This is a genomic window from Marinobacter sp. (assembly GCF_052094685.1).
GTDB lineage: Bacteria > Pseudomonadota > Gammaproteobacteria > Pseudomonadales > Oleiphilaceae > Marinobacter.
In genome coordinates, this window is record NZ_JBQDKB010000008.1 from 6,122 (window position 1) to 31,186 (window position 25,065).

A 25,065-nucleotide genomic window follows, 5' to 3' on the forward strand; every position below is an offset into this window, starting at 1 on the left:
CCTGAAGCGGTTTCTACATGGGGGACAAACACAACGGCAGGCTTTTCTGCTCTGATGCGCTCGGCAACTTCTTCAGCGGGAACCGGTGCAAAAGCCGCCTGAGGCGAATTATCCAAAGCTTTGGCCTTGAGTACGGTTATTTTGTCGGTAATTTGGCCTATTTCCAGTATCTGGGTCCAGCGGTAACTGAACCAACCGTTGCGAACGATGAGGCAGTGTTCTCCGTTGGCAAACTGGCGGGCAACGGCTTCCATCCCAAAACTGCCTCCGCCTGGCACAATAACGGCGCTTTTGGCGTTATAAACCTGCCGCAATGTGGAAGAAATATCCCGCATCACCTGCTGAAACGGCGCAGACATGTGGTTGAGAGATCGGTCATTAAATACCACGGAGTATTCCAGCAAGCCATCTGGGTCAACAGAAGGATAAAGCTTGGACATAAGTAAAACTCCCTGTGTGTGATGCAGTCTTTGGATAGATCATCTATGGTGTCAGTCTAACAAATCTGGCGTTATACGCTTTATTTCTTACGTTTTCCGCAAGCCCACTTGTGGAACCCGACAAAAGCTTATAAATTGATCAAAGCGGCCAAGTTCCCGCTTTTTCCTTTATTTATCCAAACAACGCACTAGGTGAGCCTGTGAGAACGCTTTTCTCAGAGACCAGTCCTTTCTACCATTTCTGTGCCCGCCTCCAGGCAGGCACTTCTGGTGTGTTGCCCGCTTTTCTCTTTTCTCGCTGAATCCGCTGTTAAAACGCCGGGTTCGGCGCCTGAATCCTGAAATTCCAAATTATTAATTATTTTTTCTGGAGATTACTATGTCTGATATGCCGGCAATACTGGTTGCTGAAGAAGATTTCAACCGCTTGTCTACCCTGATCGAAAAACAGGGCGATTCTGATATTGCAGACGGCCTAGACGATGAGCTAAGCCGGGCCACGCTTGTGCCGCTTGCAGAAATGCCGGCCCACGTAGTAACGATGAATTCGAGTGTTCGTTTTCAGAATTCGGATAGTGGCCAGGAGCACGAGCTTACCTTGGTGTATCCCCATGAAGTGGGCACCGGAGATGGCAAGATTTCTATTCTGGCGCCGGCTGGCTCCGCCCTGCTTGGGCTTTCGGTTGGAGAGTCTATCGAATGGCCCATCCGTGGCCGCGCCAATATCCATCTTAAGATCATTAACGTTACCCGTCAGAACTAATTGCCGGGCAACAGCTGTGGGGCGGCCTATAAAAGGCCACCCCATCAGCTATCCTTATCTGGCCAGTCGGAACTGCTCAATGGTTTTCCTGAGCGTTTCCGCCATCACAAGCAAGTCGCCCGCAATGTCCGCAGTTTCCTGAGCATCCGTTGACGCCTGTTCTCCCGAGCGGCTGATCTCAATCACGTTCTGGTTAATCGCCTCTGACACATCGCTCTGCTCGTTCGCTGCGCTTTCCATCTCTTGGTTGAGAGAGGTAATTTCACGAACAGCCGCGGCAATGCTCTGCAATTCCGTTTCTACTTTCAAAATGGCATCTACCTGATCACCAGCCATATCCGAGGCATGGCGCATGGTAGCCACACAATCAACCACTTCGTTTTTAAGCCCGTTTATGGTGCTGCGAATTTCTTCTGTAGAAACCTGAGTGCGTGATGCCAGCGCACGAACTTCATCCGCAACCACGGAGAAACCACGGCCCTGCTCCCCTGCTCTGGCTGCTTCTATGGCCGCGTTCAGCGCCAGCAAATTGGTTTGATCCGCGATGTTAGAGATTTCTTCCAGCATGCTCGCCATCTGGCTGGTGCGCTGGTTTAAATCTTCAATTCGTTTGGCACCGCCCTGCACTTCCGTATTTAGCGCTTCAATACCTGTTACCGCAGCCCGCGCCAACTGCTCGCCGCTATTGGCTGACTCGGCTGTTTCGGCCGACTTCTGGGCAGTGTGATTGGCGTTTTCGCGCACCTGAACCGCCGATGCAGCCATTTCTGTGGTGGCACTGGCAACCTGATCGGTGTTGTCCTTCTGTGCCAACACCTCACGGCCGGTGGTGTCGGCTTTCGCTGCAATATTACGAGCGGCTTGCTCCACCTGCGCGGCGTTATCCATAACCGTGTGCATGCTCACCCGAATTTTTGCCATCATTCGGTTGAACGCCAGGGAGACAGAACCGATTTCGTCGTTACGAGTAACATCCAACTCAATGGTGAGATCAGAGTTGCCAGAAATCTCATCCATGCTCCGCTGAAGCCGACGCAATCTGGAGAACACCAGCCGATTCAACACCAACGCAGTCAGGAAAAATGCCGCAATGAAAATAGCAATCTGAATACCGCCACTGGCAAATAGTTGTTGATGCAGGCGGCCGTCACTCTCTACCAAGGAGTAGTCCACACGAATCGCACCCAGCACGTCACCTTCTTGTGCTTGGTGGCAACCCAGGCAATTCACACCCTGGTAGTTTTCCCTAGCAATAACAGGATCAATCAACGTATATACGCGCCCATCCTCGTTGTTTGAGTAGCGCTCAATCCGTTCACCCGCTAGGGCCTTTCTATCGTCAGGGCCACGCCTTTGCTCCGCTTTTGTACCGTTGCCAAACATCCGGTTTAATTGATCGCTTCGGATCACTCTTACATCCAGCACATCCTCCGGGGCCATTACTTTGTCCCGAAGCACATCGCGATTGCTGATCGTGCCAGTCACCATCATGGTGTTCAGGCCATCAAAATAGGACTTGGCAAGACCGTCTACATACCTGTGGCTGAACTCCTCCATATGGTCGCGCTGGGCATTTGCACTGTATAGCACAGTAAAAACCAGAATGAGTGAAAACGCAGCTGCGAGAGCCGCGAGTAGAAGAAAACGGATGGAATAGTGTTTTTTCATAGCAACCTGGTTAAAAGAACCAATCCGAAGGAGAAATCAACACGCCGGCACAAGAGTGCTGGAAAGAAAGATGAACGCCAGGATTAACCCAACACTTTCAGGCTCTCCCTGTTATTGACGGCACAGTGGCGGGTAACTTTATAGATATGCGTCAAATATTTACTGATTCAGATCAGAACCACGCACTTTCGCCGACTGGCCCGGAATATGCTTGTAATGTGAAACAGACGATCATTTTCCGGCGCGCGCGTGCGAACCGGTGGAGGAATATAAGCCATGTCATTGCTGACATCTCTTATCCAGGCAAGCACCCGCTTTCAGCAATCCCTGGAGAATCGCCCGGCCGCAAACGGCACTGAACAGCAAAGAGCCACAGGCACTGGCAACACAGAGGCAGCGCAGCCCACAAGCCCCGGCGATGACCGTTTCACGCCTTCTGGGGACTCTATAGATGATGCGAATCGACTGAAATCTCAGAAGTTACCGCTGTCGGATTACAAACAGACCGTAGGGCAGGATCTTGCCTTTATAAGGGAGACGCTGCGGCACAAACTTGCCGAGTACAACCTGAACCCGGCCACAGCCGTAAGCGTGAATAAAAGTGAGAGCGGCGAGATTGAGGTGGGCGGAAAGCTGCCGGAGGAGACCCGCGCCCAAATAGAGAAAGATCTGAATGTGAACAAGAACTTTTCAGATGCTTTCAGCCGGTTGAGCGTCAACGAACCGACGCTGCATTTCATGGATAACGCCTTAAAACTCAACCAAGCCTACGGCGTGAACAACTCTCTGCTGGATACAATTATCAGCGAAAACCAGCAGTTCAATGGCCTGCAGGATCTCGTACACCGCTACGATACCCTGCGCCGTTCAGCCCCGGCTGCCCCGTTTGAAGCTTCGGGAAACCGCGGCGCCTACGCCTTTAACTTAAACACCCGGGCCTGAGCATTACACATCAAACGGTGCTGGATCGCCCTTACCAACCCGGGTAACGGCCGGCACTTCACCGGTAAAGTTCACCACTGTGGTGGGCTCCATGCCGCAGAAGCCACCGTCAATAATCAGATCCAGCTCTTGCTCCAGAGTCTGCCGAATTTCATAGGGATCTGTCATGGCGTCTGACTCACCCGGCAATATCAGAGTGCTGCTCATAATCGGCTCGCCAAGCTCACCTAGCAGAGCTTGAACAATCGCATTGTTTGGCACTCGCACACCAATGGTGCGCCGCTTTGGGTGCAGTAGCCGGCGCGGAACTTCACCGGTCGCATCCAGAATGAACGTATACGCCCCAGGTGTGAACGTCTTCAAAAGCCGATACTGAGTGTTATCCACCTTGGCATACACACCGATGTCAGAAAGATCTCGACACATCAACGTAAAGTTGTGCTTATCATCAAGCTTACGAATTCGCTTGATGCGATCCTGTGCCTGTTTTTCCCCCAAGTGACAGCCGATGGCATAGCCAGAATCAGTGGGATACACCACAACGCCGCCCTTTCTCAGGATTTCAACCGCCTGCTTGACCAACCGCAGTTGCGGGTTTTCTGGATGAATCTGAAAGAACTGACTCATGACCGCCCCCCGTGCTGATTTTGATCGCCCGAAGCCGCTATCTGCGGATCCGCCTTGGAACCGCCCATGCAATTCGGCGACGTGGGCGCAACTTGCCCAGATGCTTCCCATTCCTCTGGTGAGTATAGATGCATCGCCAGAGCGTGCACGCCACCGTCCACTTCCAACTCTTCTGCAAGCACCTTATAAATGGCTTGATGCCGCTTAACCTTCATCTGCCCAACAAACGCCGGCGACACCATGGTCACCTTAAAATGCGTCTCTGAGTTTGGCGGCACGCTGTGCTTGTGGCTTTCGTTCTCCACATGAAGAAGGCTGGCGTCAAACGCCTGGCTCAGCTTGGTTTCGATGGTGTTCTGAATTTTCATAATGTATCAACTCTCAAAATTCGCTCTGGATTTGGTGGCGATACCCCGGAGTTTGAAGCGGGTGTGGGAGTTGCTTCCCCCATAGCAAACAGTCTACTACAAGAGGCAAGCCACCCGAACCTTGACACCCAACAACCAAACAGCCACATTCCCTCACCCACTCCACTCCAGAAAAAACCAAGCGAAAACCATGCTCCTGTATATCGCCGAAAAACCCAGCCTCGGCAGAGCGATTGCCGCTGCCCTCCCCGGCCCCTACCAAAAAGGCCAGGGCTGGATTCGCTGCGGCGAAGGCAATGAAGCCGCTACCGTAAGCTGGTGCATTGGCCATATGTTGGAACCGGCCGAGCCCGCCAGCTACAACCCTGCGTGGAAAAGCTGGCGTAAACACGACCTCCCCATGTTCCCAGACAAGTGGCAAGTCGCCCCCAAAGACAGCGTGCGTCAACAACTTAACGCGCTGGAATCGCTGATTCGCCAAGCACACACCATTGTTCACGCAGGCGACCCAGATAGAGAAGGCCAGCTCCTGGTTGATGAAGTGATACGGTATTTTGGCACCGAGGCGCCGGTAAAACGGATACTCATCAACGATCTAACCCCTGCCGCCGTTGCCAAAGCCATACAGCAGCCCAAAGACAACCTGGAATTTCGCAGGCTATCCCATTCTGCACTGGCGCGACAACGGGCTGATTGGCTTTATGGCATCAACCTCACCCGCTTTTACACGCTGAATTACCAACAGCAAGGGCAGCAGGGAGTCTATTCCGTTGGCCGGGTACAAACACCGGTATTGGGCTTGGTGGTGGAGCGTGACAACACCATCGCAAACTTCGATCCCAAGCCCTACTTCCCCATAGAAGCACGATTTAAAGCGCAGGAAGAAGAGGTTGACCAACAGGTTTTCACAGCCAAGTGGCTCCCGGACGAACCGCTCCAAGAGCATCTGGATGAAGAAAACCGTTTACTTGATCGCGAGACAGCCGAGCAAATCGCGGCCAGCGTTCATAGCCGACCCGGTTCCATTGTTGAATCTCGCTTCCGCAATCGGCCCGAAGCGCCACCTTTGCCTTTTTCACTGTCAGCATTACAAATAGAAGCCGGCCGCCTGTTCCGCATGGGCGCAAAAGATGTACTGGATACCGCTCAAAATTTGTACGAGCGCCACCAACTCATCACCTACCCCCGCTCAGATTGCAGGTACCTTCCGCAAGGACATTATGCTCAGCGGGAGCAGGTTACAGGTGCGATTGGCCGTGTCATGCCAGACCTGACTGAAGCTTGCAGCAAGGCTGACTTTAGCCGAAGAACGGCTGTTTGGAACGATAAGAAAGTAGACGCTCACCACGCCATTATTCCCACCAGCCGCACAGCTGCCAATGGCAAACTCAGCGGTGCAGAACAGAAAATCTACGGCCTGATTAGCCGCTATTACCTAATGCAGTTTTCTGCAGATGCCATACATCGCGAAGGCCGGCTTACCGTGCGGGTATCGGAACACCGTTTCCGCGCTACGGAAACCGCGATACTAACGCCCGGCTGGAAAGCGCTGGAGCTGAAACTACGGGATAGCCGTAAAGAGGCAGACAAGCCACCGCTGCCGCGTTTGGACAAAGGCGAACCTGTTTTCTGTGAAGACAGCCGCATAAGTGAGCGCAAGACCAAGCCGCCCCAGCACTTCAACGATGCCACGCTGCTGTCGGCAATGACCAACATTGCGCGATTTGTAACTGATCCAGAATTGAGAAAAACCCTACGGGAAACTGACGGCCTAGGCACAGAAGCAACCCGTGCGAACATTATAGACACGCTGTTCAAACGGGATTACCTATACCGAGACAGCAAGCACATCCGGGCCACCGACAAAGGTAAGGTGCTGATCAACGCGCTACCGGAGTCTGTTAGCAAGCCAGACAGAACCGCCGTATGGGAAGCCACTCTAGACGGCATTCGCCGGGGCGAAGACGACCCACGTAAATTTCTGGAAACGTTGAAAACAGAAATTCGTGGCTTCATTGGTCCTTCTACTACTAGCGCTCCTGATACCAAACCGCAAAGCACCGCACCCAACTGCCCGAAATGCCGTGCTCCGATGGCAGAGAGAGACGGCAAGTTCGGCCGCTTCTTTGCCTGCACCCGTTACCCGGATTGTCGCGGTACACGCCCTATTGAGGATGAAGCACCAAAGGATGGTACTGGGCAAAAGCCCATCCCCTGCCCCCACTGTTTCTCGCCCTTGGTTCGCAGGCAAGGGAAAAAAGGCTGGTTCTGGGGCTGCAGTAATTTCCCCGCCTGCCGACAAACCCTAGATGACGACGACGGAAAGCCCGCGACTCGTTTACGCAAGGCTACATAACGATACTGAATGCGTTCCAGCAATTTGTGATAATTAGCTGATATGGCAGGACATCCTGTATCGCATATAGCGGCACAGAATCGCAACGAGACATCATCTACCCCGGGAGAAGCGCAATGCGCATCGCTCTGCTTGAAGATCAACTGGAACAGGCGCAGCACATTCAGTCTATTTTGTCTGAGCGTGGACACCACTGTGACAGCTTTCCTACCGGCCAAAGCTTTCTCAGTGCGGTATTGCACCGCAGTTACGACCTGATGATTCTTGATTGGCAGATTCCGGACATGACCGGTATTGATGTGCTGACAAGCGTACGAGCGCAGATTAATTGGCCTATTCCGGTGGTATTTCTCACCCAGCGAGACAGTGAGGCCGATATTGTTCAGGCCCTGGATGCAGGCGCAGACGACTTTCTCGCAAAGCCCGCCCGCGCTGCGGAGCTGGTCGCGCGCATTAACGCTCTAGCGCGCCGCGCCAACCCAGACAACGAAAAAGAAGACCTCAAATATGGCCCTTTTGAGGTGAACACCCAGCACAGAACCATTACCCTCCACGGCGAAGAACTTGCGCTAACCGACAAAGACTTCGACCTGACCCTGTTCCTGTTCCAAAACCAGGGCCGCCTACTCACTCGGGAAGTGCTTTTGGAGAGGGTGTGGGGCTTGGCAAGAGACATCAATACCCGAACCGTAGATACCCACATGAGCCGCCTGCGGCGTCGATTGGGCCTGAACCCGGAAAACGGCTTCCGCATCAAAACAATCTACCAGCGTGGATACCGCCTGGAAGCCATGAAGACCGAAGCCGCCATCGACAACATAACTGAAACCCAGGTAGCCGATCAGGAAGTATACGCTCAGAATGGCTGAACACCAGATACCGTTTCTCACCAAAGCATTTTTGGTGCTGGTTCTTCTGGCGCTGGGCGCGCCTGTGGGCGCCGAACTGTCTATTACCCGCGGTTCGGCAACAACCGTGGCAAGTGCTTCCGGCAACTCTGTCCCAGAGTGGATATACACCCTGAAGCCCGGCGAGAGTTTTGCCGAAGTCGCCAACGAGCTTTTGGTTGCAAGCCATACCGCCGGTCGGCTCCGCCAGCACAACGCCATCGAAAACTCCGCCATGCTTGGGGAAGGCGATCGCATTCGCATTCCTTTGTCTTGGCTGAAGAGACAGCCAAACCCTGCACGCGTTACCTCGGTATCCGGCGGTGTTCAACTGATATCTGGCATTAATGGCCGAAAAAAGCCTTTAACTAAAGATGCTCTGATACGAGTGGGTGATGAGGTGCTTTCCGGTAGAGGGGCGGCAACCATTACTCTGGCGGACGGCTCAGAAGTGCGCCTATCCCCAGATTCCCGATTGATTTTCAATCGCCTCACTCAGTACGGTAAATCCGGCATGGTAGACACGCGGCTGAGACTGAACCGGGGGGAAGTTCATACGCGGGTTAAGCCGGTGATTGAAGGCGGCGCCCGCTTTGAAATTGAAACTCCCTCTGCCGTTGCCGCCGTTCGCGGAACCGCATTCTCACTAAAAACTGGGCCGCAAGGCACTCACTTGCAAGTAACCGAAGGCGTTGTGGATTTCGGAGCGCCAAACCAGACTCACCAAATACCCGCCGGCTACAGCGCAACCGTTGCAAGTAACAACGGCAGTAGAAACACACTGAACATACGCAAGATGCCCCCGGCACCAGAGATTAACCCTCTCCCGAGGGTGCTCACGCAGCTCCCGACAGAGATGACCTGGAAACAAAGCCCAGCATCGAACTACCGTTTAGATGTTTTTGAAACAGACAGTGGGCGCTGGGTTGAGAGCCGTGAAATTAACGGCAACCGCTTCGATATCAGCCGACTGGATAACGGCCAGTATGAAATCCACCTCGCGGTGCTTGGCCAGCACGGCATGGCAGGAATGCCCGGTATATTGCCCATAGAAGTTGATTTGCAGGCCCGCACGGCACAATTACTAGCGCCTGAAAACGGCGGCAACGTAAACGACGACATGCCGGAGTTTCGCTGGAATCTCAACGGCAAAAACGAAGTAGCCAGAGTTGAAATTGCCGAAGACGAGGCCTTCCGAAACCTGGTAGCAACCAGCGAGTGGGCGCCAGGAACAAGCGCTTTGCCTTCTCGCCCCCTAAGCCCGGGACAGTATTACTGGCGCGTGGTTACAGAAGCCGGTGGAAATTCAGTGGCCACCACACAGCCTCGCAAATTGATCGTAAACGGCACGCTTCCGCCGGTGCGCATCATCAGCATCAACTACGTCGACAGCCAGGTTCGCGTATTCTGGGAGAAGGTAGATACCGCCGCTAATTACCGGATGCAACTGGCGGAAGAGCCCAGTTTTAACAAGATTATTAAGGAAGCTACGCTGCCAGAGACCACAGCGGCCTTGCGTCTTATTCCCGGAAGACGGTATTTTGTGCGCCTGAAAGCGCTTTCTGACGGCCCATTACAAAGCCGCTGGGGACCAGGGAGGGAACTGTACCTGGAATAACATTGAATAACCGACACACACAGCAGGACACATGAACCGGGATTGGCTGCCACTTAAAACAACTCCATGGACACTTGGCCTGGCACTCCTGCTCATATTTCTGCTCGCCGAAACTACGGCGCTACCCCAGCGTATTGATTACTGGCTTCTGGACTCGGCCTTGCTCGCAAGCCCTGCCACCGCCTCTCCCAACATAGCGATCGTCGCTATAGATGACCTCAGCCTCGCCCAGCAAGGTCGTTGGCCCTGGCCAAGACGAACCCACGCAGCCCTTATCGAAAAACTACACCAAGCTGGCGCAGAAACCATAGTATTCGACATACTCTTCACGGAACCGTCTGCGGATGATGCGGCACTTAAACGCGCCATGCAGACCCATGGCAACGTTATCCTGCCGCTACATCTGTCGCCTTCCAGCTCCCGCATACTGCTCAGCGAACAGCTGCCTTCAAGCGAATTAGTCAGTGCGGCCGCAGGTCTTGGCCACGCACACGTCGAGCTGGGCCACGATGGCATCGCCAGAGGGCTTTACCTGTTTAATGGCATGGGCCGCCAGCTATGGCCTAGTCTCGCGCTTGCGGCTTCAGGCACTCACTCCAGAAGGCCAGATACACCAGAGTTGCCCTCATTTGTAAATGTGCGAGACGACTACCGCATTGTTCCGCTTACCGGCCGCGCTGGCACCTTGCCCACATACTCCTACAACGATGTGCTCAGCACGCCCCCGGCAACGGATGTGTTTAGTGGCAAGACGGTTTTTGTAGGCGCCACGGCGGCCGGGTTGGGAGACATTCTGCCAACGGCTTTTTCTGGCCTCAGTCAGCCGATGTCCGGCGTGGAGTTCCACGCAAACACCCTGTCTGCGGCACAACAGCGGCTCCTGATCAGCCCAGCGCCTAAGTGGATCAGCATAGTGCTGGCCGCCATCACACTCCTGGCCCTGGCTATTCTGCTACCACGCATACGGCCCGCTCGCACACTGATCGCATGCGTTGCGGCTGGCGCCATCATTCTTGGCCTGTACACAGTATTGCTGACTGTGTTTCGCGTTTGGCTCCCGGTCGCCCACGCGCTAATTATCCCCCTGCTTGCATTTCCAATAGCCAGTGGCCTGCGCTTAACCACGACCAGCCAGTTCCTCAATCGACAACTGGACGAGCTGGCTCGAAGCCCTAGAGTGGCATTACCTGAGCCGGCAAAGCGTCCACCCACACAACTTCTTGAGCATTTTCAGGAGCTGTTTCAGCCTCAAGGCTGGTTGCTGATGGAAGGCACTGATGTTCTCTCTTACCGACACCTGGGCTTGGCCGATGCTCCAGACAACCTAGAGCCGGGGCTCTGGTTACATGAGGGAAACCAGAGCTGGATTCTGCTACACCGCGGTAATGCCTGTTATACACTAGGGCTCACACTGCCCAACGATCTCAGCAGGGAAGCTATACAGCGTTACCTACGCCGGCTAATGCTATCCCAAACAGCCCCCACTGCAAAAAAAGTCAGGCCTACTGACAATATTTCGGCGCGCATTGAGCGCGTTAAGGTAGCCACTGAGCGCCTGAACCACATACAAGAATTTATCCGCCGCAGCTTTGAGCGTATGCCTGATGGGATCATCGTAACCGATGAACTGGGCATCATCCGCTTTGCCAATGGCCATATTGAAGAGTGGTTCGGAGAGCCCATGCCCAGCTTAGGCGGGCTTCCGCTAACACGACTCCTGGAAGGTCACGACCCTCGGGAAACACCGCCTTGGCATGAAACAGTTTCTGAAACGCTCACACTGCTGCAAAGCCGCACGGTGGATCTAAAAATCCAAGACAAGGATTTTCTCATTCACTTCGCACCCTTTGCCCTTCCAGACAGCGAGCAATACGGCATTATTGCCAACATTTCCGACATTTCTGAGCTGCGGGAGCAGCAGCGCCAGCACCGGGAGGCAATTGACTTTATCTCCCACGATGTTCGCTCGCCTTTGGTGTCACAACTGGCACTTATCGAACAGTTGAAGCGCGACCCCACACATATCGGCCAAAGCCAGTTGGAGCAACTGGGACGGCTGGCAAGGCGAAGCTACCATCTGGCAGAAGAGTTTGTTCAACTGGCACGCGCCGAACAGCTTACGGAAACCCGCTTTTATGAGTGCGAATTTCTGGCCATCGTCGAGAATGCCCGCGACAGCGTGAGCGAGCAGGCGCTGGAGAAGCGCATCCCCCTGCAGCTGCAAGGCACCGAAGACTTGTGGTTAAGAGGCAATGCAGAGCTACTTGAACGGGCAGTCATCAACCTGCTGACTAACGCTGTACAGTACAGCCCTAAGGGGTCAGCAGTAAGCCTTCAGGTGTTCCGTGCCGGACACCAAGCGTGCTTAACAATTGCAGATGAAGGCCTTGGGATAGACCAAGACGAACTACCCTATTTATTTGATCGCTACCGGCGCCAGAAAAGCAGTGAGCTGTCGGGCAATCACGGTACGGGGCTAGGGCTTTCTTTTGTAAAAACGGTGGTAGAGAAGCACCGGGGAGAGATTTATGTGGTCTCCAGCCCCGGAGAAGGCTCATCGTTTACACTTAAACTTCCGATTGCAGATCCGATGGCCTGAGATCTTAAGACTCAAAGGTCTTTTGAACAGTGCCGGAGGGGGCGCTTCTCAAACCATCAGTATCCTCTACTGAAATACTGAAATACCAAGTGCCGGTACTGAGATCACTGATCTTGTGGGCCATATCTACTCCACCTTCGCCAGGAACGATGACTTCGCGATCTAGGCTTTCAGCATCTTGGCCATAGCTAATGATGTACTTGTCGAGTTCATATAGCTCGATGTCTTGATCGTTTGCCCTGGATTTAGGGGCACTCCAACTGAGAACTGCTGACCTTTCTGCCCCTGGAAGAATCGGCTCAACAACTGCCCCTCCTGTTTCTGGCTTAGCTATGCCTGCCCCTGGCCCAGTGCTTACATCCGTAGAATCAGAAGCCCCACCACACCCAGTAAGCAAAACTCCAAAAGTAAACGCGGCGATCCATACCTTTGACACTTTAATGACGCGTTTCATATCTTTTTAACACCAGTTAATCGTCGTATTTGTTGAATTGTACAAAACGCGGCGGATTATCAATGTGAAGTTCGTCATCAATCTAGTTAAGAAATCGTCAATATTTCGTCAGAAAATGGTAACGAAATTCCTTTTAGGCGGTGAGCAATTGATTAGACAGGCATTTTTTTGCTCGACAGTAAAAAAGTGCACTATTCGGAGGGGTAAAAAAATAATAGGTGTGTTTTGGGGATTGTATTTAGGAGGTAAAGACATCCCTACCAGGCTTGGGCTCTGCGCCGCAGGAGACAGGCGCATAGCGTCGTGCCCATGTGACAAATCGGAAAACGGATTGCCTTGAAAGCTAAACTGAGGGTTGCGGGCCAGCCATCAGAAGTAGAGCCGTTAGAGGCTCATGCCGCAGAACCATATGCTCCTGCATCAGCGCCAGTTCTTCGCTCTCCATATATTTAGCGATGGCGAGAAGCTCCCCGGTGGCTCGACCTTTTAGCCTTTTCAGGGCTGTTGACTGATTGCGGTGGGTCTTTGGTTGGTTAAACGGTGTATGCCTGCCGAGTTCGCGCCATTTCTCGGGTACTAGGGTGCATCCTCTACCTTGATCGAGCGCGAGGGCTTGCCCAGCTGGGTCGAAATCGTAAAACCAGGCTAGCTTCTCTGCAGGCTGGTTGCGGGCGATCTCGGATACTGAGCGGGCATTCTCTCGGTGGCCACGATACAGGATCACTGAATCCTTCCAGTATTCTGGTAGCCGAAGATCCGCCCAATAGGGCATCAAACCGCCGTTTTCAATGATCACCAAGTTCCGGGATTGAAGGTGATCGATATCCAGACACTCCAGTCGTACGCTGAGCACGCTGCCTTGGGACGTTTTGGTACTTTCACCGCTCACCCTTACGCTTGCGGTGCCGGCGGTGGCCAACACGATCAGCCGGCCGAAGACCGAATCCCTGCTGAGTTTTTCACTGGCATCTTGGCGGGCCATGTCCATACGGCCAACGGCGCGGGAGTCGAACTGCGGGTCCAGGCGATATTCGGCCACCACGTATTCTCGTAAGCGCTGCTTGTCTAAGGGCGTAAAGTGGATCTCTCTGCCGATGACCTGCCCTACGCCATTTTCCGCGCAGATCTGTTCCCAAATCTGATTACGTTGAACCTTCGATTTGCCGGCTTTTAACAGGCGCTCGATGGCATTGATTTCAGCCTTCATTGTTGTGTCTCAGGGTCAGGTCAGACACCATCACATTGTCTGGATAAACCCGGTGCGCAACTTGATGGTAGACCACTTCAATGTGTCTCTGGTCTCCGTCTGGCAGGGATTCTATCTCGGAGACAATCGCCTGCAGCCAATCAGCCTTGTCTATTCCCAAGCCAGTGCTGGCAAGTGCCTCGGAAGCAAGAATCGTTCGCTCACCAAGGGCGCCGTCTACAACCAGCTGGATTAGCTCCTCGATGGCTTCTTCTACAGGGTCGTCTTCTTCAGCCTCAGTTTCACCCGCAATATCAAAGTTAACTGTATCTACACCATCCGGCGCTGGCTTGTCTTCAAGCTCCACGGAAATCGTTCGGGCTTTTGCAGCGATCTCGATCAGCTCAAGATCATCAGCCGAATCGTAAATATCCCCAAAGCCGCGTATCTGGAACGGAGCCACCGTATTGAGGAATTCTGGAACCTGCCTCAGATCCAGGTGATCAATAGACGGTTCAAAGCCACGGTTATTAACAAAGTGGGCTTCAAAGGCACCGACCATTCGGCTCAATCGCTGATCTTCGCGCATACGCACCAGCATCTTTCGGAGCTGGTTAAGAGCATAAGACAGGTTCTTTTGGGAAGACTCCAGGGTAGCCGGTAGGTGCCGCAGCAACAGGCGTTTTAGAAAGGCATCCGAACCCGCCTGTTCCGCCAACTCCCGTATCCGAAAGCTTTCGAACAAGGTAATCAGGCGGCCAGCGCGTTCAATAACCCGCTCGTTTTCCCGGATGCGCAGGTTCAAATCTGTGATGTAGGCGAAACCGGTGTTTATATAGGTGGCGAACGCTTCCGTTGCGTTTCGAATGTCTTCAATCACGTCCGCAAGGCACTCTTTGATTTCGCCTTCCAGCCGATCAATGTCACTCAGGGCAGATCGCTTTTTGGCCTCTTTGTATTCCTGGAACAGCTCGCTCAGCTGCTGCCACAAAATATGTACCTGGGCACTGGCGTAACGGCGCCGCTCTGACTCGGTTATGTGGTCGAGAAACTGAACCAACACTTTTTTCAGCTGCAGGTCTTCAGAGTCACCAATGCGCCACACCAGCCGGTGATGCTCCAGGGTTTCAATCAGCCCGAGGTTGTCATCAGAATCTGGAATACGGTTCCCGTTTCGCAGATGCGCTTCCAGAATCGCCTCGCCATATTTGGCCAGGGCCCGGAGTGTGCCGTGAGCGTCTTGAGCGCGGGCCATTAGTGAAGCCTCATCTGCTCAGAATCTGCATCTTCAGACCCTTGAATGCCTTCATGGGTCTGAATAAACGTCATGGCATCGTACAGCCAACTCCAACGGCCGGTCGCGCGGAAAAGACTGCCGCTGGTGCCAATAGGTTTCAGGTAACCCATCTTCTCCAGGCTGGAGAGCACCGCGCGAATCTGGCCCGCTGAATCCGCACGCTTGGTGTGAAACACCTTTTTCTCCGCCAGCGACCTGAGCTTTGATTCCAGCGCCGGTGCCGCCGCAATGCGATCGAGTATCGCGCCTTCAGACAGCTTATCGCCGGGCAATACCGGGCGATCATTTGCCTCCAGCATCATAACCAGCCGCAAAAACTGCACAAACGCTTCAAGATTGTTGGCAACGTCTCGAAACTGATGGCGAATTGCGTCTTTGGTGTCAGCACCCGAAATATCCAGATACGCACACACGAAAGCATCGTGGGCACTGGTTTGGCGTAGGGTTCGGTTGATCTGCCTTAAAAAACGGTTCACCGCATCCTGGTTGCCCGGCATAAGCAGGTAGTTGTACAGCTCGTCGTCACTGACTTCACAGATCACCCGCTCTTGCAGCAAGGCTGTCACGGTGCGCTCGAATAGTGGACTACTCATGGTTTGGCACCTCGTCTGCGGTTACTGGCCGCTCGCCGTGGCTCACACTGGCGAACAGCTCTGTGTGCTTGCCATTATGGGCAGTGGTTTCGTAGATATGAATCCGCCCCTGCTTGAGTGAAATTTTGTTCTCAAAGAACTTGCGCAGGCTTCTGTCAAGCTTGGGACACGCGGAGATCATGGTCAGGTTGTTCGCCTCCAACATGTCAGCCAAATGAGAGATATTATTGGGACTGAGTGTGGCTAACTCGTCAATGGGCCAGGTAATACGTGTGTTCAGATCCGGGCACAGGTAGCGCGTAAGCCCCATAAACACGGTCATAATCGCCAGATACGTAAGGCCCGTAGAGCTGGCAGACAGGAAGTCTGCATCTGTGCGAATCACCACCTGCCGGTCGTTTTCTATCATTTCCAGGCGCATGTCGATCATCGATTCGACACTTTCCTTTACCTTGGCGTCACTCAGGGTGTCTGTAACCAGCTTGAAGCGCCGCAGAATCCCATCGTTCGGCAGTGAGCGGCGGTTCATGGGAATCCAGGTTTGCCACTGATCCACAAATTCCTTCAAAGGCTGCCAGGTTTCGTCTTCATAGATTCGGGGCTCAAGCACAACCTGAATGTCGCTGAGGCTTTCGATCTGCTGATCGGTGTTGATCTTTCGTTTCAGCAGGCTGGACACCGTTTTCACCTCACGGGCCATCACCTCCAGGCTGTCGAAATACTTCACCAGACTGCCGGCTTCAGACACAAACTGATCAATCAGTGCATCCCGCAGCTGGGGGATGTCGGTGTCCAACAACTCACGCAAATCCGGAACCCGTGCCAGCTTGAAGCTTTCCTCATGATCCAGCACCTCGCCGGTCATCAGGCCGCGCCGGTGGGCAGACAGCTTTTGCCAGGCTTGTTGGATCTGGGTGTTGTCGTACCGGTTCAGAATAGATGTGGCCTGATCGAAGGTGCCCACCACCTCTTTGCGCAGCTGTTCCAGCTTCTGATAAGCACCCTGAAGTTCTTGAGTGAGGTCTGAGAGATTACCCGGGAATCCCTCCGCAAGTGTTCTTCCGTGGAAGTGTTTGAGCACACCTTCTGCGGCTTCTACTTGATCCCGAAGGGATTTGATGGCGCTATGGTGCTCGGCAATAGCAACCTTCAGCTTGCCATCCTGCTCCTTCCAGGTACGTTCCGCCTCGTCGCGCTTTCGAACCGCCGCCTCGCGCTGTGCTTTGGCTTGATTGGCTTGCTCCGTGAGCGCCTCAACCTTGCTCCATTCCTGTTCACGCCATTTGCGGTAGCCGCGCACAAGGTCTTCAGACACTACGATCTTTTCGACTGTATCTTTGAGTTTGGCCAGCGCTTCCCTCGCCTCTTGAACCACCTTCGGATCAATGCCCTCTTCGGATAGGCGCTGATCATATATCTGACGCTTTTTCTTGAGGCGCGTTTTGTGATCGAGCTCCGCCGAGGCAATCAGCTCAGTTTGCTGATCTTTGCTGGCTTGAAGCTCAGATTCCTGCTCCGCCCAATGGCCTCGTATATCTAGCACCTGCTGTTGAAAGCCAGATTCCACGTCTCGAATACCCTCCCCGGTTTGCTCATCGAAGGCTTTAAGCTTGAGCTGAACCGCGTCGAGATCTTTGCTGATTTTTGCGACCCGCGCTGCCTGTGCTTCTTTAACACGCAGGCGCACATTGCCAAGCTTGGTCTGGGCGTTATTGCGGGTGCGCTCGAACAGCGAAAACTCTGTTTCCAGCCGATCAGCGGCTTCGGCACGGGTTTTGTAGGTTTCATGCCGGCGCTGGGCTTCACGCTCGGTTTCTGTACGCTGCTTAATCGTGGCCTGGCGTTCGGCATCTATGCCTCGGCTACTATCCTGAAGGGCATCTTCAGAGGCGGCAAAATCCGGTATTGGCAGGGCATCGAGTGCAAGCTGCCAACTCATAACAGCTGTGCCGCTGGCATTTAGATCACGGGTTGGCGTCAGATCCTTTCTATGCAGCAAAGACGGATTAATCACCTTCGCCAAGCGGTTGCCCCACTCTGGGTCTTGGGCGCGTAGCTGCGACAACCAGGAGCCATCTTCCGGCGCAATCTGCCTCTGCAGCTCGTTAAACCTGTCTTCCAGGGTTTGGACGCTTGCATCCATGTGCTGAACTTGTGCCTGAGCTGCTTTCCAGTCGCGGTCTGCTTGGTCGCGCTTACGGCCGGCTTCCAAACGGTTTTCGTGGGCCTGGGAGACCTGCTCGGAAGCTTCCTCAGACGCCTGCTCTGCAACGGCAATCTCTTGCTGCTCCGCTTCCGTTTGGCCAGGGCTTTCCCTAAGTGCAGACAAGCGGGCTTGTTCGTTGGTCAGCTCTGACCGCTCTAGCGACCGAGTATCTTTGTACTCAGATACTGCCGTTACTTTGTCTGTTTTGATCGAGTTCAGTTTTAAATCATAAGCGTGCTTTGCAGAGGTAAGCGCATCGGTAGCCTCGCGCAAACGCTGCTGGCGCTGGGCCTGATGCTTCTCATGCTCACGCTGAATACTTTGTTTCTCAAGGTCGTACTCGCCCTCGATGGCAGACGCCTTATCCGTCAGGCTGTCGTAGTCGGCTTGCGCTGTCGCCAAGCGCTGTCGGTAATCGGCCAGGTTATCAAAACTCTGAGCCAAGTCTGGCAGGTTATCGGCTTCATACTTATCGTTCTGCTGGTGCAGGGCCGCTACTCGCCCATCCAAAGTTTCAAAATCGGCGTTGTGATCGGTCACCTGGCGGGCCAGCTGGTGATCTGTGCCCTCGAACTCCGCTCGTTGCTCGGTTCTTTGAGTTTCAAGCCGCTCTTTGCCTTGGCTCAGCTCACTGGCTTTTTCCCGAGCTTCCTCAACGGTGACGAATAAATTGGCAACGGTTTTATCGGTTTGTTCAAGTATCGCCCGGCGTTCGGCATCTTTTCTGAGACATTCTCGGATTTTTTCTTCCTCGCCCGCGAAGGCAGAAAGGCTCTGTATATCCGCAATCAAATCTTTGCGATCAATGGCTCGGGGCTTGGCGTGCTGGTGGATGTTTTCAAACTGGGTTTCACAGATCATCGTCTTGAAACTGCTCAGAAGCCGATGCTTGTTCAACACCACATGGGTGAGCCGTTCAATGTTGGTCATCTGGGTATCGCTGTCACCCAGGCCAAATTCTGCAGCCAGCGCTCGGAGCGACCGGGCATCTGCCGGCAACCGCTTGAGCAGTTTTTGATTACGCTGAATGATGGCCCGGTAATTGGTGATGGTATCAACCATTTTTGAAACGGTAACGCCCAGCTTGCGCAACGCTGCAAACACATCGTCTGCACTGGCGCCGGCCTGAAGAAGCGCTTTCACCTCTGGCGAGAAAAAGGTTTCTTCCGCCGAACCGGCCACAAAACGGTAGCAGGGTTTGCCCTGGGCATGGCGATACATCACTGCGCAATGAAGGCCGGTGTGTCGACGGTATTCGAAAATGACGAGGCTTTGAAACGTGGGCAGGTAATAGTCCAGGAAGGACAGCTTGCCCGACGCTTTGGTCACAATCCGTTCCGGTTCCTCGCCAAAGAAGGCGGGAACCAGCGCAAGAACAGAGGTTTTGCCGGCGCCGTTCACACCGCCCAGGTGCGTTCGTTCACGGCAATCGATTTTAATGGTTCGCCCTTTCACTTGCTTGAAGGAGTGGTGCAGGACAATGCTTTCTAATCCGTAATTTACAGTCTCGCCAGACAAACTGATTTCCCCGTAACGGCAGGTCATTCTTGAAACCTGCAGTATACAGTGAATCCTGCCCGGACAAAGCCGCCGAGTGGATGACTGACACTCAGAAAAGCAGCCTCCCGACCTTATACAAAAAAACTATCGCCGACATAAACGGAAAAAGATTCATATTGTAGTGAGACTGGTTATCATTAGCGTACACCGTAACCGCCGAGGATGAATACCATGTACACTAACGTCACCCGACACCGGGATTTGATCAAAACAGTTACCTTTGCTGTGATGCACTTCACCGTCGCGTTTCTGGTTACCTGGGCGCTAACCGGCGATATCCTGATCGGTGGCCTGGTGGCCATGGTTGAACCGGCGATTAATACGGTAGCGTTTTATTTTCATGAAAAGGTGTGGGGCTGTGTTAAAGGCAACACCGCCCCGTTGCACATCCATTCTCCGGGGTAAACCACACGCTCTACGGCATATTTCTCTCGCTTACCAACTGTAGCTGAGCGTAGCTATAACCTCTCTACCAGGATTGTAGTAATCCGCTGTGCCAGACCCCACCACGTGTTGCTCATCAAACAGATTACGGACGTTAACTGCCACATCGGTGCCTTTGATAATTTCATAGGTAAAGGCTGCATCAAACAAAGTGGCCGAATCACTTTCCGACGTGTTCGCAGCATCAAAATAGTAAGAGCCGGTATAACGGGCACCCAAACCAAAGCTCATCCCCGTGGCAGGCAAGGTGTAATAACTCCAGACAGAGGCGGAATGCTTAGGCGCAGCGGTGAAGGCACTTCCTTTGATGGACAAGCCACTTCTCAAGGCTCCCTGGACCACCTCTGAATCCATATAAGAATAACCACCGGAAACACTGAGGGTGTCGGTCAGTTCTGCCCTGGCCTCCAGGTCCAGCCCCTGAACCCGTGACTCGCCAATGGTTTGCCGGTCTATGGTTCCGTTGTCCTGAACAACAGCGATAGTAACGTTATCTTTATTGAGATCATAAATCGCAGCCGAGAACAGAGCGTTTATATTAACTGGCGAATACTTCACACCCACTTCATATTGCTCGCCACGTTCAGGCTCTACCCCAATGGAGGGGGGCGCAATGGATTCCACCATACTGATATAAGTGGAGACTTCATCCGTCACCCGATACGTTAACGCACCGCGGAATGAGGTTTCTGAAAAATCATCTGAAGCCCTAACCCCAGAGAGATCTTCAGAGGATAGTTTCAAGCCATCATTGCGCACGCCTGCAGTGACAATAAACCGGTCATTGAAGGACAGGTTCTGTGTCAGGAAGACCGAGCGGGTGGTGTAGTCCTGATCGTCACCGTAAGGTGCGTTCAGGCTTGCCGGGGCGCCTCTGTACTCAGGGTTGGCAAGATCAATCGAACCAGCATCGCCGTAAAATGAGCTATCCCCGGTTGACGCATCGCGGTACTCAAGACCTAGTAAGGTACTGCTGTCGATGCCGTCAAAACGGGCGTTGTATTGGAGAATGGCATTGCCAATCAACTCCCGGGCCTCACTATTGGTGCCAAAATAGGCGCGATCCGTGCCCGCTGTAGAAGAGTTATCCGCCAGATAAACGTAGCCGAAGTCATCAGTCAGGTCACTGTAGCGCAGGTTGCCCCGCAGGATCAGGCCGTTATTGAAATCATGGGTAAGCAGGCCAGTAACACTGCTGCGCTCTACTGCGTGATAGTTGAAGTCTGGCTCGCCATAGAAATTGCTACGATCATATTCCCTGTCCTTTGGGTAACCGCCGCTGTTGGGTGTGCTATCACGATTGAGATAATCCAGAATCAGGGTGGCAGAGGTATACGCGGTCGGCTCCCACGTGAGTCCACCCATCACGAACTCATTATCATCTCTGGAATAATCGTACTCGCGCTCGCTGTCCTGAACCTTTCCCGTGAAACGGTAGGCCAGTGTTTCCGCGTCATTCAGCACATCACCAACATCAATCCCCGCTTCCATGCGATCAAACGAGCCATACGTCAGATAACCCTCACCAAAACTCTGAAATTTGGGTTGTTTGCTCACGAAGTTAACAGAGCCACCCGGATCTGCCGGCCCAAATAATGTGGAGTTGGCACCACGCAGAATTTCCACCCGCTCAAAGGCGTAGGGCTCTTCGCGAACGCCACGCATAGAGCCAAGGGTTAAGCCATCACGGTAGGTTGTCGCCTGAAATCCACGAATCTTGAAATAATCGTTGCGATCATCCGTTCCGTAGTAATCAGTAAGCACTCCAGGCGTGTATTGCAGCACTTCCTCAGTGGTCTTGGCATTTCGCTGTTCGATTTCCTTTTCTGTAATCACAGAAACTGAGGCGGGTGTATCGAGGATGCTGGTCGCCACTTTGCCGCCCACCCAAAGCTCCTGGGCAACCGTTGAGTTCGCATCACCGGTATAAGCCTGTGCATTAACGATGATGGGGGAGAGGCGAAATACATTCTCCTGATCGTTGTCGGCGCTCATTTCCTGAGCATAGCCATTCATCGAAGTGATAATCAGGGGAACACAACAAAGCATGGATCTACGTTGACTCATTCACTGCATCCTCAATGGCTCAGGAAGCCTCCTATCACCATCAGGAGAGACTTCGTTACAAAGAAAACGCATTTTGTGGCATTTATTACATCTCTGTCAACGAATGATAATTATAATCATTGGCATTTTCGTTTAAGGACTATTCGTTCGCTAAACGATGACGACCGATGGGCAACATCATAGGCTTACCCGAAATAGGGTCTGGAATCACCCGGCTGCGCAAGCCGAAGACAGACAGGATAACTTCTTCCTTCAACACTTCTTCTGGCTGGCCGCACGCGAAAAGACGGCCAGATTCCATGGCAACCAGATGATCAGAGTACCGAGCAGCCAGATTGAGATCGTGCAACACCATAACAATAGTAATACCACGACTGCGGTTTAGGTCGGTCAGCAAATCAAGCACCTCAACCTGATGACTAACGTCCAGAAATGTGGTGGGTTCATCCAGCAGCAATAAATCCGTTTCCTGAGCCAGGGCCATTGCAATCCAGACTCGTTGCCGCTGCCCACCGGATAGTTCGTCCACGTCCCTGTCTGCAAGGTTGCCCGTTTTGGTCACCTCCAATGCCATGGCCACCGCCTCGTCATCCTTGAGGCTCCATCGGGATACCAGGCCGTGGTGGGGGTGCCGACCGCGGCTGACTAAATCGGCTACCGTGATGCCCTCCGGTGCCAACGGTGACTGAGGCAACAAACCCAGCGTCCGTGCAAGCTCTCTGGTGGGACTTCGGTGCACGGATTTACCATCCAGAAGGACCTGCCCTTTACTGGGGGACAACAGCCGTGAAATGGTACGGAGCAGAGTTGATTTACCGCACGCATTGGCTCCGACAATCGAGGTAATGCGCCCCGGCTCGAGAGCCAGATCCAAGCCATCAAGAATCGTTCGCTCGCCATAGCCGGCGGACAGGTTTTCAACAACAAGATGATGTCCAGCGGTCACAGCGAACCTCCTCTGCGATTAACACTAATGATTAGATAAATAAGATAGGGCGCACCCAGGGCACCGGTGATAACGCCCACCGGGTAGCGACTTGGCAACAGGAACTGGCCAATGTAATCGCCAATCAGTACCAGGCAGGCACCGATAAGGGCGGAGGGAATCAGGATAGATCCGTTCGGCCCGACTATGCGTGCGGCAATAGGCCCGGAGAGAAAGGAAACAAACGCAATCGGGCCAGTTACAGCCGTGGCGATGGCAATCATGCTCACGGCACAAACCATCACCATGACACGAGTCAGCGTTACCCGCACACCAAGCGCCGCTGCTGCGTCATCCCCCATACGTAACGTATCCAGATCCCGCCCCCGGCTCAACAGTACCCCGCCAAACAACAGCAGAGACACCAGCACAGGCCATGCCTGATCCAACTGGGCAGCATTCACACTGCCCGTCAGCCAGCGCATGGCCTCTTGCAAATCCCACGCCGGTGCCCGGGACAGAATATAAGCGATAGAGCTCTCGATCATCGCCGAGATACCAATGCCAATCAGAATCAGGCGAGTACCTGCCACGCCATTCTTATGGGACAGGCCGTAAACAAGCAGGGCTACGCCCAGTCCTGCCACGACCGAAAAGACAGAGACCGCCGCACCATCCAACTGCAGCACCACTATGGCAAACACAGCAGCGGCACTGGCACCGGAACTGACACCAATAATATCCGGGCTGGCCAGCGGGTTACGCAACATAACCTGGAACGCCACACCACCCAGGCCAAAGCTCATGCCCACCAGCACCGAAAGAACTGCTCTCGGCAAGCGCAGATGCTCAACGGTAAAACTGGCACCGGGCACATTCTCGCCCATCAACACCCGCAGCACGTCCTGAGGTGGCGTGAAAGACTGCCCAAGCATCAGCGTTATCGCCATGCCAGTAACCAGAATGACCACCAGCGCGGCCAGTATGCCCAGCCAGACCCGAGTACGTCGCTGACGGCCCTGTATTACGCGATCAAAAATGCTGATTTGCCCGGTGCTCATAACTCTCGCACTCTCTGGCGACGGACAATCCAGATAAAGAAGGGGGCACCGATGAAGGCGGTGATCACACCGACGGCGAGTTCACTAGGCCTTGCCACAATACGTCCTACCACATCCGCTAACAATAGCAGGTTGGCCCCACTCAGAGCAGAGAACGGCAAAAGCCAACGGTAATCCACTCCCACCAGCAAGCGGCACAGGTGAGGCACAATCAGGCCAACAAAACCAATCGGACCACACGCCGCCGTGGTCGCACCACATAAAAGAATAGCGCCCGCGCCTGCAGTGCCACGAGCCAAAACGAGTTTCTCGCCCAGCCCGGCTGCCAGATCATCACCCAGTGCGAGTATGTTCAGTTTGCGGGCAGACAGCAGGCTGATGGCAAGCCCCACCAGAAGGAACGGAAGAACCAATTGAATGGCGTCATAGGTGGCACCGCCTACCCCACCGATCTGCCACGACCGTACGCCACCCGCAATGTCGTTTCGGGGCAATACCACAGCAATCGTGAAACTGGACAGAGCGACAGATGTGGCGGCACCAGCCAACGCCAATTTTAGCGGCGTTGCGCCACCCCGGCCCAGAGAGCCTATCGTATAGACGAATACGGCCGTCACCCCTGCACCCAAAATAGCGGTCCAGACATAGGCATAGGCCATGCTCATGCCGAACCACGCAAGCCCAATAACGACAGCCAGTGAAGCGCCAATATTGACCCCCAGAATCCCGGGATCCGCCAGCGGATTACGAGTTACCCCTTGCATGATCGCGCCAGCCAGACCAAGAGCACCGCCAGCAATCACGGCCAGAAGAGTGCGTGGAATACGCATCGCCACAGCTGCCTCGCCCACACTTGTCAACTGCCCTTGCAGTGCAGCCGAGATTTCCTGCCAGGTAACCTCGCGGGTGCCCACGGCTATGGATAAGATACAGAGCGCGACTAACAGTACAACCAGAGCCAGCAGGCTCATCCATCTCAACAGCTGGTATTGATCAGGCACAGA

Annotated in this window: 19 protein-coding genes and 1 pseudogene; 7 read left to right on the forward strand and 13 right to left on the reverse strand. The window is 53.8% G+C overall.

Annotated features, from left to right (window positions below; all coding sequences use genetic code 11):
• A pseudogene (locus ACTH3S_RS02980) lies at positions 1-440 on the reverse strand (alanine--glyoxylate aminotransferase family protein); the annotation flags it as partial.
• A gap of 379 nt (positions 441-819) precedes the next feature.
• On the opposite strand from ACTH3S_RS02980, the gene rnk reads away from it, so the two are divergent.
• Positions 820-1,203 carry a nucleoside diphosphate kinase regulator gene (gene rnk / locus ACTH3S_RS02985; protein WP_441807536.1) on the forward strand — a complete coding sequence of 128 codons (384 nt, stop codon included), beginning with the start codon at positions 820-822 and terminating at the stop codon, positions 1,201-1,203.
• A 54-nt stretch (positions 1,204-1,257) separates the two neighbouring features.
• On the opposite strand, the gene ACTH3S_RS02990 is transcribed toward rnk, so the two are convergent.
• A complete protein-coding gene (locus tag ACTH3S_RS02990) occupies positions 1,258-2,871 on the reverse strand; it encodes a methyl-accepting chemotaxis protein (protein ID WP_441807537.1) in 1,614 nt (537 codons plus the stop codon).
• Positions 2,872-3,147: 276 nt separating this feature from the next.
• Between ACTH3S_RS02990 and ACTH3S_RS02995 the strand changes: the two genes are divergently transcribed.
• Positions 3,148-3,813 (forward strand): hypothetical protein, encoded by a 666-nt coding sequence (locus ACTH3S_RS02995; RefSeq protein WP_441807538.1) that lies wholly within the window; start codon positions 3,148-3,150, stop codon positions 3,811-3,813.
• 3 nt (positions 3,814-3,816) lie between these two features.
• On the opposite strand, the gene ACTH3S_RS03000 is transcribed toward ACTH3S_RS02995, so the two are convergent.
• Both ACTH3S_RS03000 and ACTH3S_RS03005 read right to left on the reverse strand, forming a co-directional pair.
• The gene (locus ACTH3S_RS03000; protein WP_441807539.1) at positions 3,817-4,440 is read right to left on the reverse strand and encodes an L-threonylcarbamoyladenylate synthase; all 624 of its coding nucleotides are present in this window, start codon (positions 4,438-4,440) and stop codon (positions 3,817-3,819) included.
• On the reverse strand, positions 4,437-4,808 hold the full coding sequence (locus ACTH3S_RS03005) for a BolA/IbaG family iron-sulfur metabolism protein (RefSeq protein WP_441807540.1): 372 nt from the start codon (positions 4,806-4,808) through the stop codon (positions 4,437-4,439). The genes ACTH3S_RS03000 and ACTH3S_RS03005 overlap by 4 nt, the downstream gene beginning before the upstream one ends.
• A gap of 190 nt (positions 4,809-4,998) precedes the next feature.
• Between ACTH3S_RS03005 and ACTH3S_RS03010 the strand changes: the two genes are divergently transcribed.
• The 4 genes from ACTH3S_RS03010 to ACTH3S_RS03025 all read left to right on the forward strand — a co-directional run bounded on the left by ACTH3S_RS03010 (position 4,999) and on the right by ACTH3S_RS03025 (position 12,268).
• Positions 4,999-7,164, forward strand: coding sequence for a DNA topoisomerase III (locus ACTH3S_RS03010; RefSeq protein ID WP_441807541.1), 2,166 nt, complete (start codon positions 4,999-5,001; stop codon positions 7,162-7,164).
• 116 nt (positions 7,165-7,280) lie between these two features.
• Entirely contained in the window at positions 7,281-8,033 is a 753-nt protein-coding gene (locus ACTH3S_RS03015; RefSeq protein WP_441807542.1) for a response regulator transcription factor, read from the forward strand.
• Positions 8,026-9,669 carry a FecR family protein gene (locus tag ACTH3S_RS03020; protein WP_441807543.1) on the forward strand — a complete coding sequence of 548 codons (1,644 nt, stop codon included), beginning with the start codon at positions 8,026-8,028 and terminating at the stop codon, positions 9,667-9,669. Before ACTH3S_RS03015 ends, ACTH3S_RS03020 begins: the two co-directional genes overlap by 8 nt.
• A 31-nt stretch (positions 9,670-9,700) precedes the next feature.
• Positions 9,701-12,268 carry a CHASE2 domain-containing protein gene (locus ACTH3S_RS03025; protein ID WP_441807544.1) on the forward strand — a complete coding sequence of 856 codons (2,568 nt, stop codon included), beginning with the start codon at positions 9,701-9,703 and terminating at the stop codon, positions 12,266-12,268.
• Between the two features lie 4 nt (positions 12,269-12,272).
• Here the strand turns inward: ACTH3S_RS03025 and ACTH3S_RS03030 are convergent, their stop codons facing one another.
• The 5 genes from ACTH3S_RS03030 to ACTH3S_RS03050 all read right to left on the reverse strand — a co-directional run bounded on the left by ACTH3S_RS03030 (position 12,273) and on the right by ACTH3S_RS03050 (position 19,549).
• Positions 12,273-12,722, reverse strand: a complete 450-nt coding sequence (locus tag ACTH3S_RS03030; RefSeq protein WP_441807545.1) for a fibronectin type III domain-containing protein — start codon at positions 12,720-12,722, stop codon at positions 12,273-12,275.
• 343 nt (positions 12,723-13,065) lie between these two features.
• Entirely contained in the window at positions 13,066-13,929 is an 864-nt protein-coding gene (locus ACTH3S_RS03035) for a DUF7281 domain-containing protein (protein WP_441807546.1), read from the reverse strand.
• The gene (locus ACTH3S_RS03040; RefSeq protein WP_441807547.1) at positions 13,919-15,163 is read right to left on the reverse strand and encodes a hypothetical protein; all 1,245 of its coding nucleotides are present in this window, start codon (positions 15,161-15,163) and stop codon (positions 13,919-13,921) included. Before ACTH3S_RS03040 ends, ACTH3S_RS03035 begins: the two co-directional genes overlap by 11 nt.
• Positions 15,163-15,798: a condensin complex protein MksE gene (locus ACTH3S_RS03045; RefSeq protein ID WP_441807548.1), complete on the reverse strand. Its 636-nt coding sequence runs from the start codon at positions 15,796-15,798 to the stop codon at positions 15,163-15,165. The genes ACTH3S_RS03040 and ACTH3S_RS03045 overlap by 1 nt, the downstream gene beginning before the upstream one ends.
• On the reverse strand, positions 15,791-19,549 hold the full coding sequence (locus tag ACTH3S_RS03050) for an ATP-binding protein (protein ID WP_441807549.1): 3,759 nt from the start codon (positions 19,547-19,549) through the stop codon (positions 15,791-15,793). Before ACTH3S_RS03050 ends, ACTH3S_RS03045 begins: the two co-directional genes overlap by 8 nt.
• Positions 19,550-19,726: 177 nt before the next feature.
• Between ACTH3S_RS03050 and ACTH3S_RS03055 the strand changes: the two genes are divergently transcribed.
• Positions 19,727-19,969 (forward strand): DUF2061 domain-containing protein, encoded by a 243-nt coding sequence (locus tag ACTH3S_RS03055; protein ID WP_441807550.1) that lies wholly within the window; start codon positions 19,727-19,729, stop codon positions 19,967-19,969.
• A gap of 30 nt (positions 19,970-19,999) precedes the next feature.
• Here ACTH3S_RS03055 and ACTH3S_RS03060 read toward each other — a convergent pair whose 3' ends face one another.
• The 4 genes from ACTH3S_RS03060 to ACTH3S_RS03075 form a co-directional block, all read right to left on the reverse strand.
• The gene (locus ACTH3S_RS03060) at positions 20,000-22,024 is read right to left on the reverse strand and encodes a TonB-dependent receptor (RefSeq protein ID WP_441807583.1); all 2,025 of its coding nucleotides are present in this window, start codon (positions 22,022-22,024) and stop codon (positions 20,000-20,002) included.
• Between the two features lie 190 nt (positions 22,025-22,214).
• Entirely contained in the window at positions 22,215-23,021 is an 807-nt protein-coding gene (locus ACTH3S_RS03065) for an ABC transporter ATP-binding protein (RefSeq protein ID WP_441807551.1), read from the reverse strand.
• Positions 23,018-24,061 (reverse strand): FecCD family ABC transporter permease, encoded by a 1,044-nt coding sequence (locus tag ACTH3S_RS03070; RefSeq protein ID WP_441807552.1) that lies wholly within the window; start codon positions 24,059-24,061, stop codon positions 23,018-23,020. Before ACTH3S_RS03070 ends, ACTH3S_RS03065 begins: the two co-directional genes overlap by 4 nt.
• On the reverse strand, positions 24,058-25,062 hold the full coding sequence (locus tag ACTH3S_RS03075) for a FecCD family ABC transporter permease (RefSeq protein ID WP_441807553.1): 1,005 nt from the start codon (positions 25,060-25,062) through the stop codon (positions 24,058-24,060). The genes ACTH3S_RS03070 and ACTH3S_RS03075 overlap by 4 nt, the downstream gene beginning before the upstream one ends.
• Positions 25,063-25,065 lie beyond the last annotated feature (3 nt).

What these genes read in the sequence shown, in the direction of transcription:
- rnk (WP_441807536.1), top strand. Translation starts at nt 820, where the DNA reads ATGTCTGATATGCCGGCAATACTGGTTGCTGAAGAAGATTTCAACCGC.
- ACTH3S_RS02990 (WP_441807537.1), bottom strand. Translation starts at nt 2,871, where the DNA reads ATGAAAAAACACTATTCCATCCGTTTTCTTCTACTCGCGGCTCTCGCA.
- ACTH3S_RS02995 (WP_441807538.1), top strand. Translation starts at nt 3,148, where the DNA reads ATGTCATTGCTGACATCTCTTATCCAGGCAAGCACCCGCTTTCAGCAA.
- ACTH3S_RS03000 (WP_441807539.1), bottom strand. Translation starts at nt 4,440, where the DNA reads ATGAGTCAGTTCTTTCAGATTCATCCAGAAAACCCGCAACTGCGGTTG.
- ACTH3S_RS03005 (WP_441807540.1), bottom strand. Translation starts at nt 4,808, where the DNA reads ATGAAAATTCAGAACACCATCGAAACCAAGCTGAGCCAGGCGTTTGAC.
- ACTH3S_RS03010 (WP_441807541.1), top strand. Translation starts at nt 4,999, where the DNA reads ATGCTCCTGTATATCGCCGAAAAACCCAGCCTCGGCAGAGCGATTGCC.
- ACTH3S_RS03015 (WP_441807542.1), top strand. Translation starts at nt 7,281, where the DNA reads ATGCGCATCGCTCTGCTTGAAGATCAACTGGAACAGGCGCAGCACATT.
- ACTH3S_RS03020 (WP_441807543.1), top strand. Translation starts at nt 8,026, where the DNA reads ATGGCTGAACACCAGATACCGTTTCTCACCAAAGCATTTTTGGTGCTG.
- ACTH3S_RS03025 (WP_441807544.1), top strand. Translation starts at nt 9,701, where the DNA reads ATGAACCGGGATTGGCTGCCACTTAAAACAACTCCATGGACACTTGGC.
- ACTH3S_RS03030 (WP_441807545.1), bottom strand. Translation starts at nt 12,722, where the DNA reads ATGAAACGCGTCATTAAAGTGTCAAAGGTATGGATCGCCGCGTTTACT.
- ACTH3S_RS03035 (WP_441807546.1), bottom strand. Translation starts at nt 13,929, where the DNA reads ATGAAGGCTGAAATCAATGCCATCGAGCGCCTGTTAAAAGCCGGCAAA.
- ACTH3S_RS03040 (WP_441807547.1), bottom strand. Translation starts at nt 15,163, where the DNA reads ATGGCCCGCGCTCAAGACGCTCACGGCACACTCCGGGCCCTGGCCAAA.
- ACTH3S_RS03045 (WP_441807548.1), bottom strand. Translation starts at nt 15,798, where the DNA reads ATGAGTAGTCCACTATTCGAGCGCACCGTGACAGCCTTGCTGCAAGAG.
- ACTH3S_RS03050 (WP_441807549.1), bottom strand. Translation starts at nt 19,549, where the DNA reads ATGACCTGCCGTTACGGGGAAATCAGTTTGTCTGGCGAGACTGTAAAT.
- ACTH3S_RS03055 (WP_441807550.1), top strand. Translation starts at nt 19,727, where the DNA reads ATGAATACCATGTACACTAACGTCACCCGACACCGGGATTTGATCAAA.
- ACTH3S_RS03060 (WP_441807583.1), bottom strand. Translation starts at nt 22,024, where the DNA reads ATGAATGGCTATGCTCAGGAAATGAGCGCCGACAACGATCAGGAGAAT.
- ACTH3S_RS03070 (WP_441807552.1), bottom strand. Translation starts at nt 24,061, where the DNA reads ATGAGCACCGGGCAAATCAGCATTTTTGATCGCGTAATACAGGGCCGT.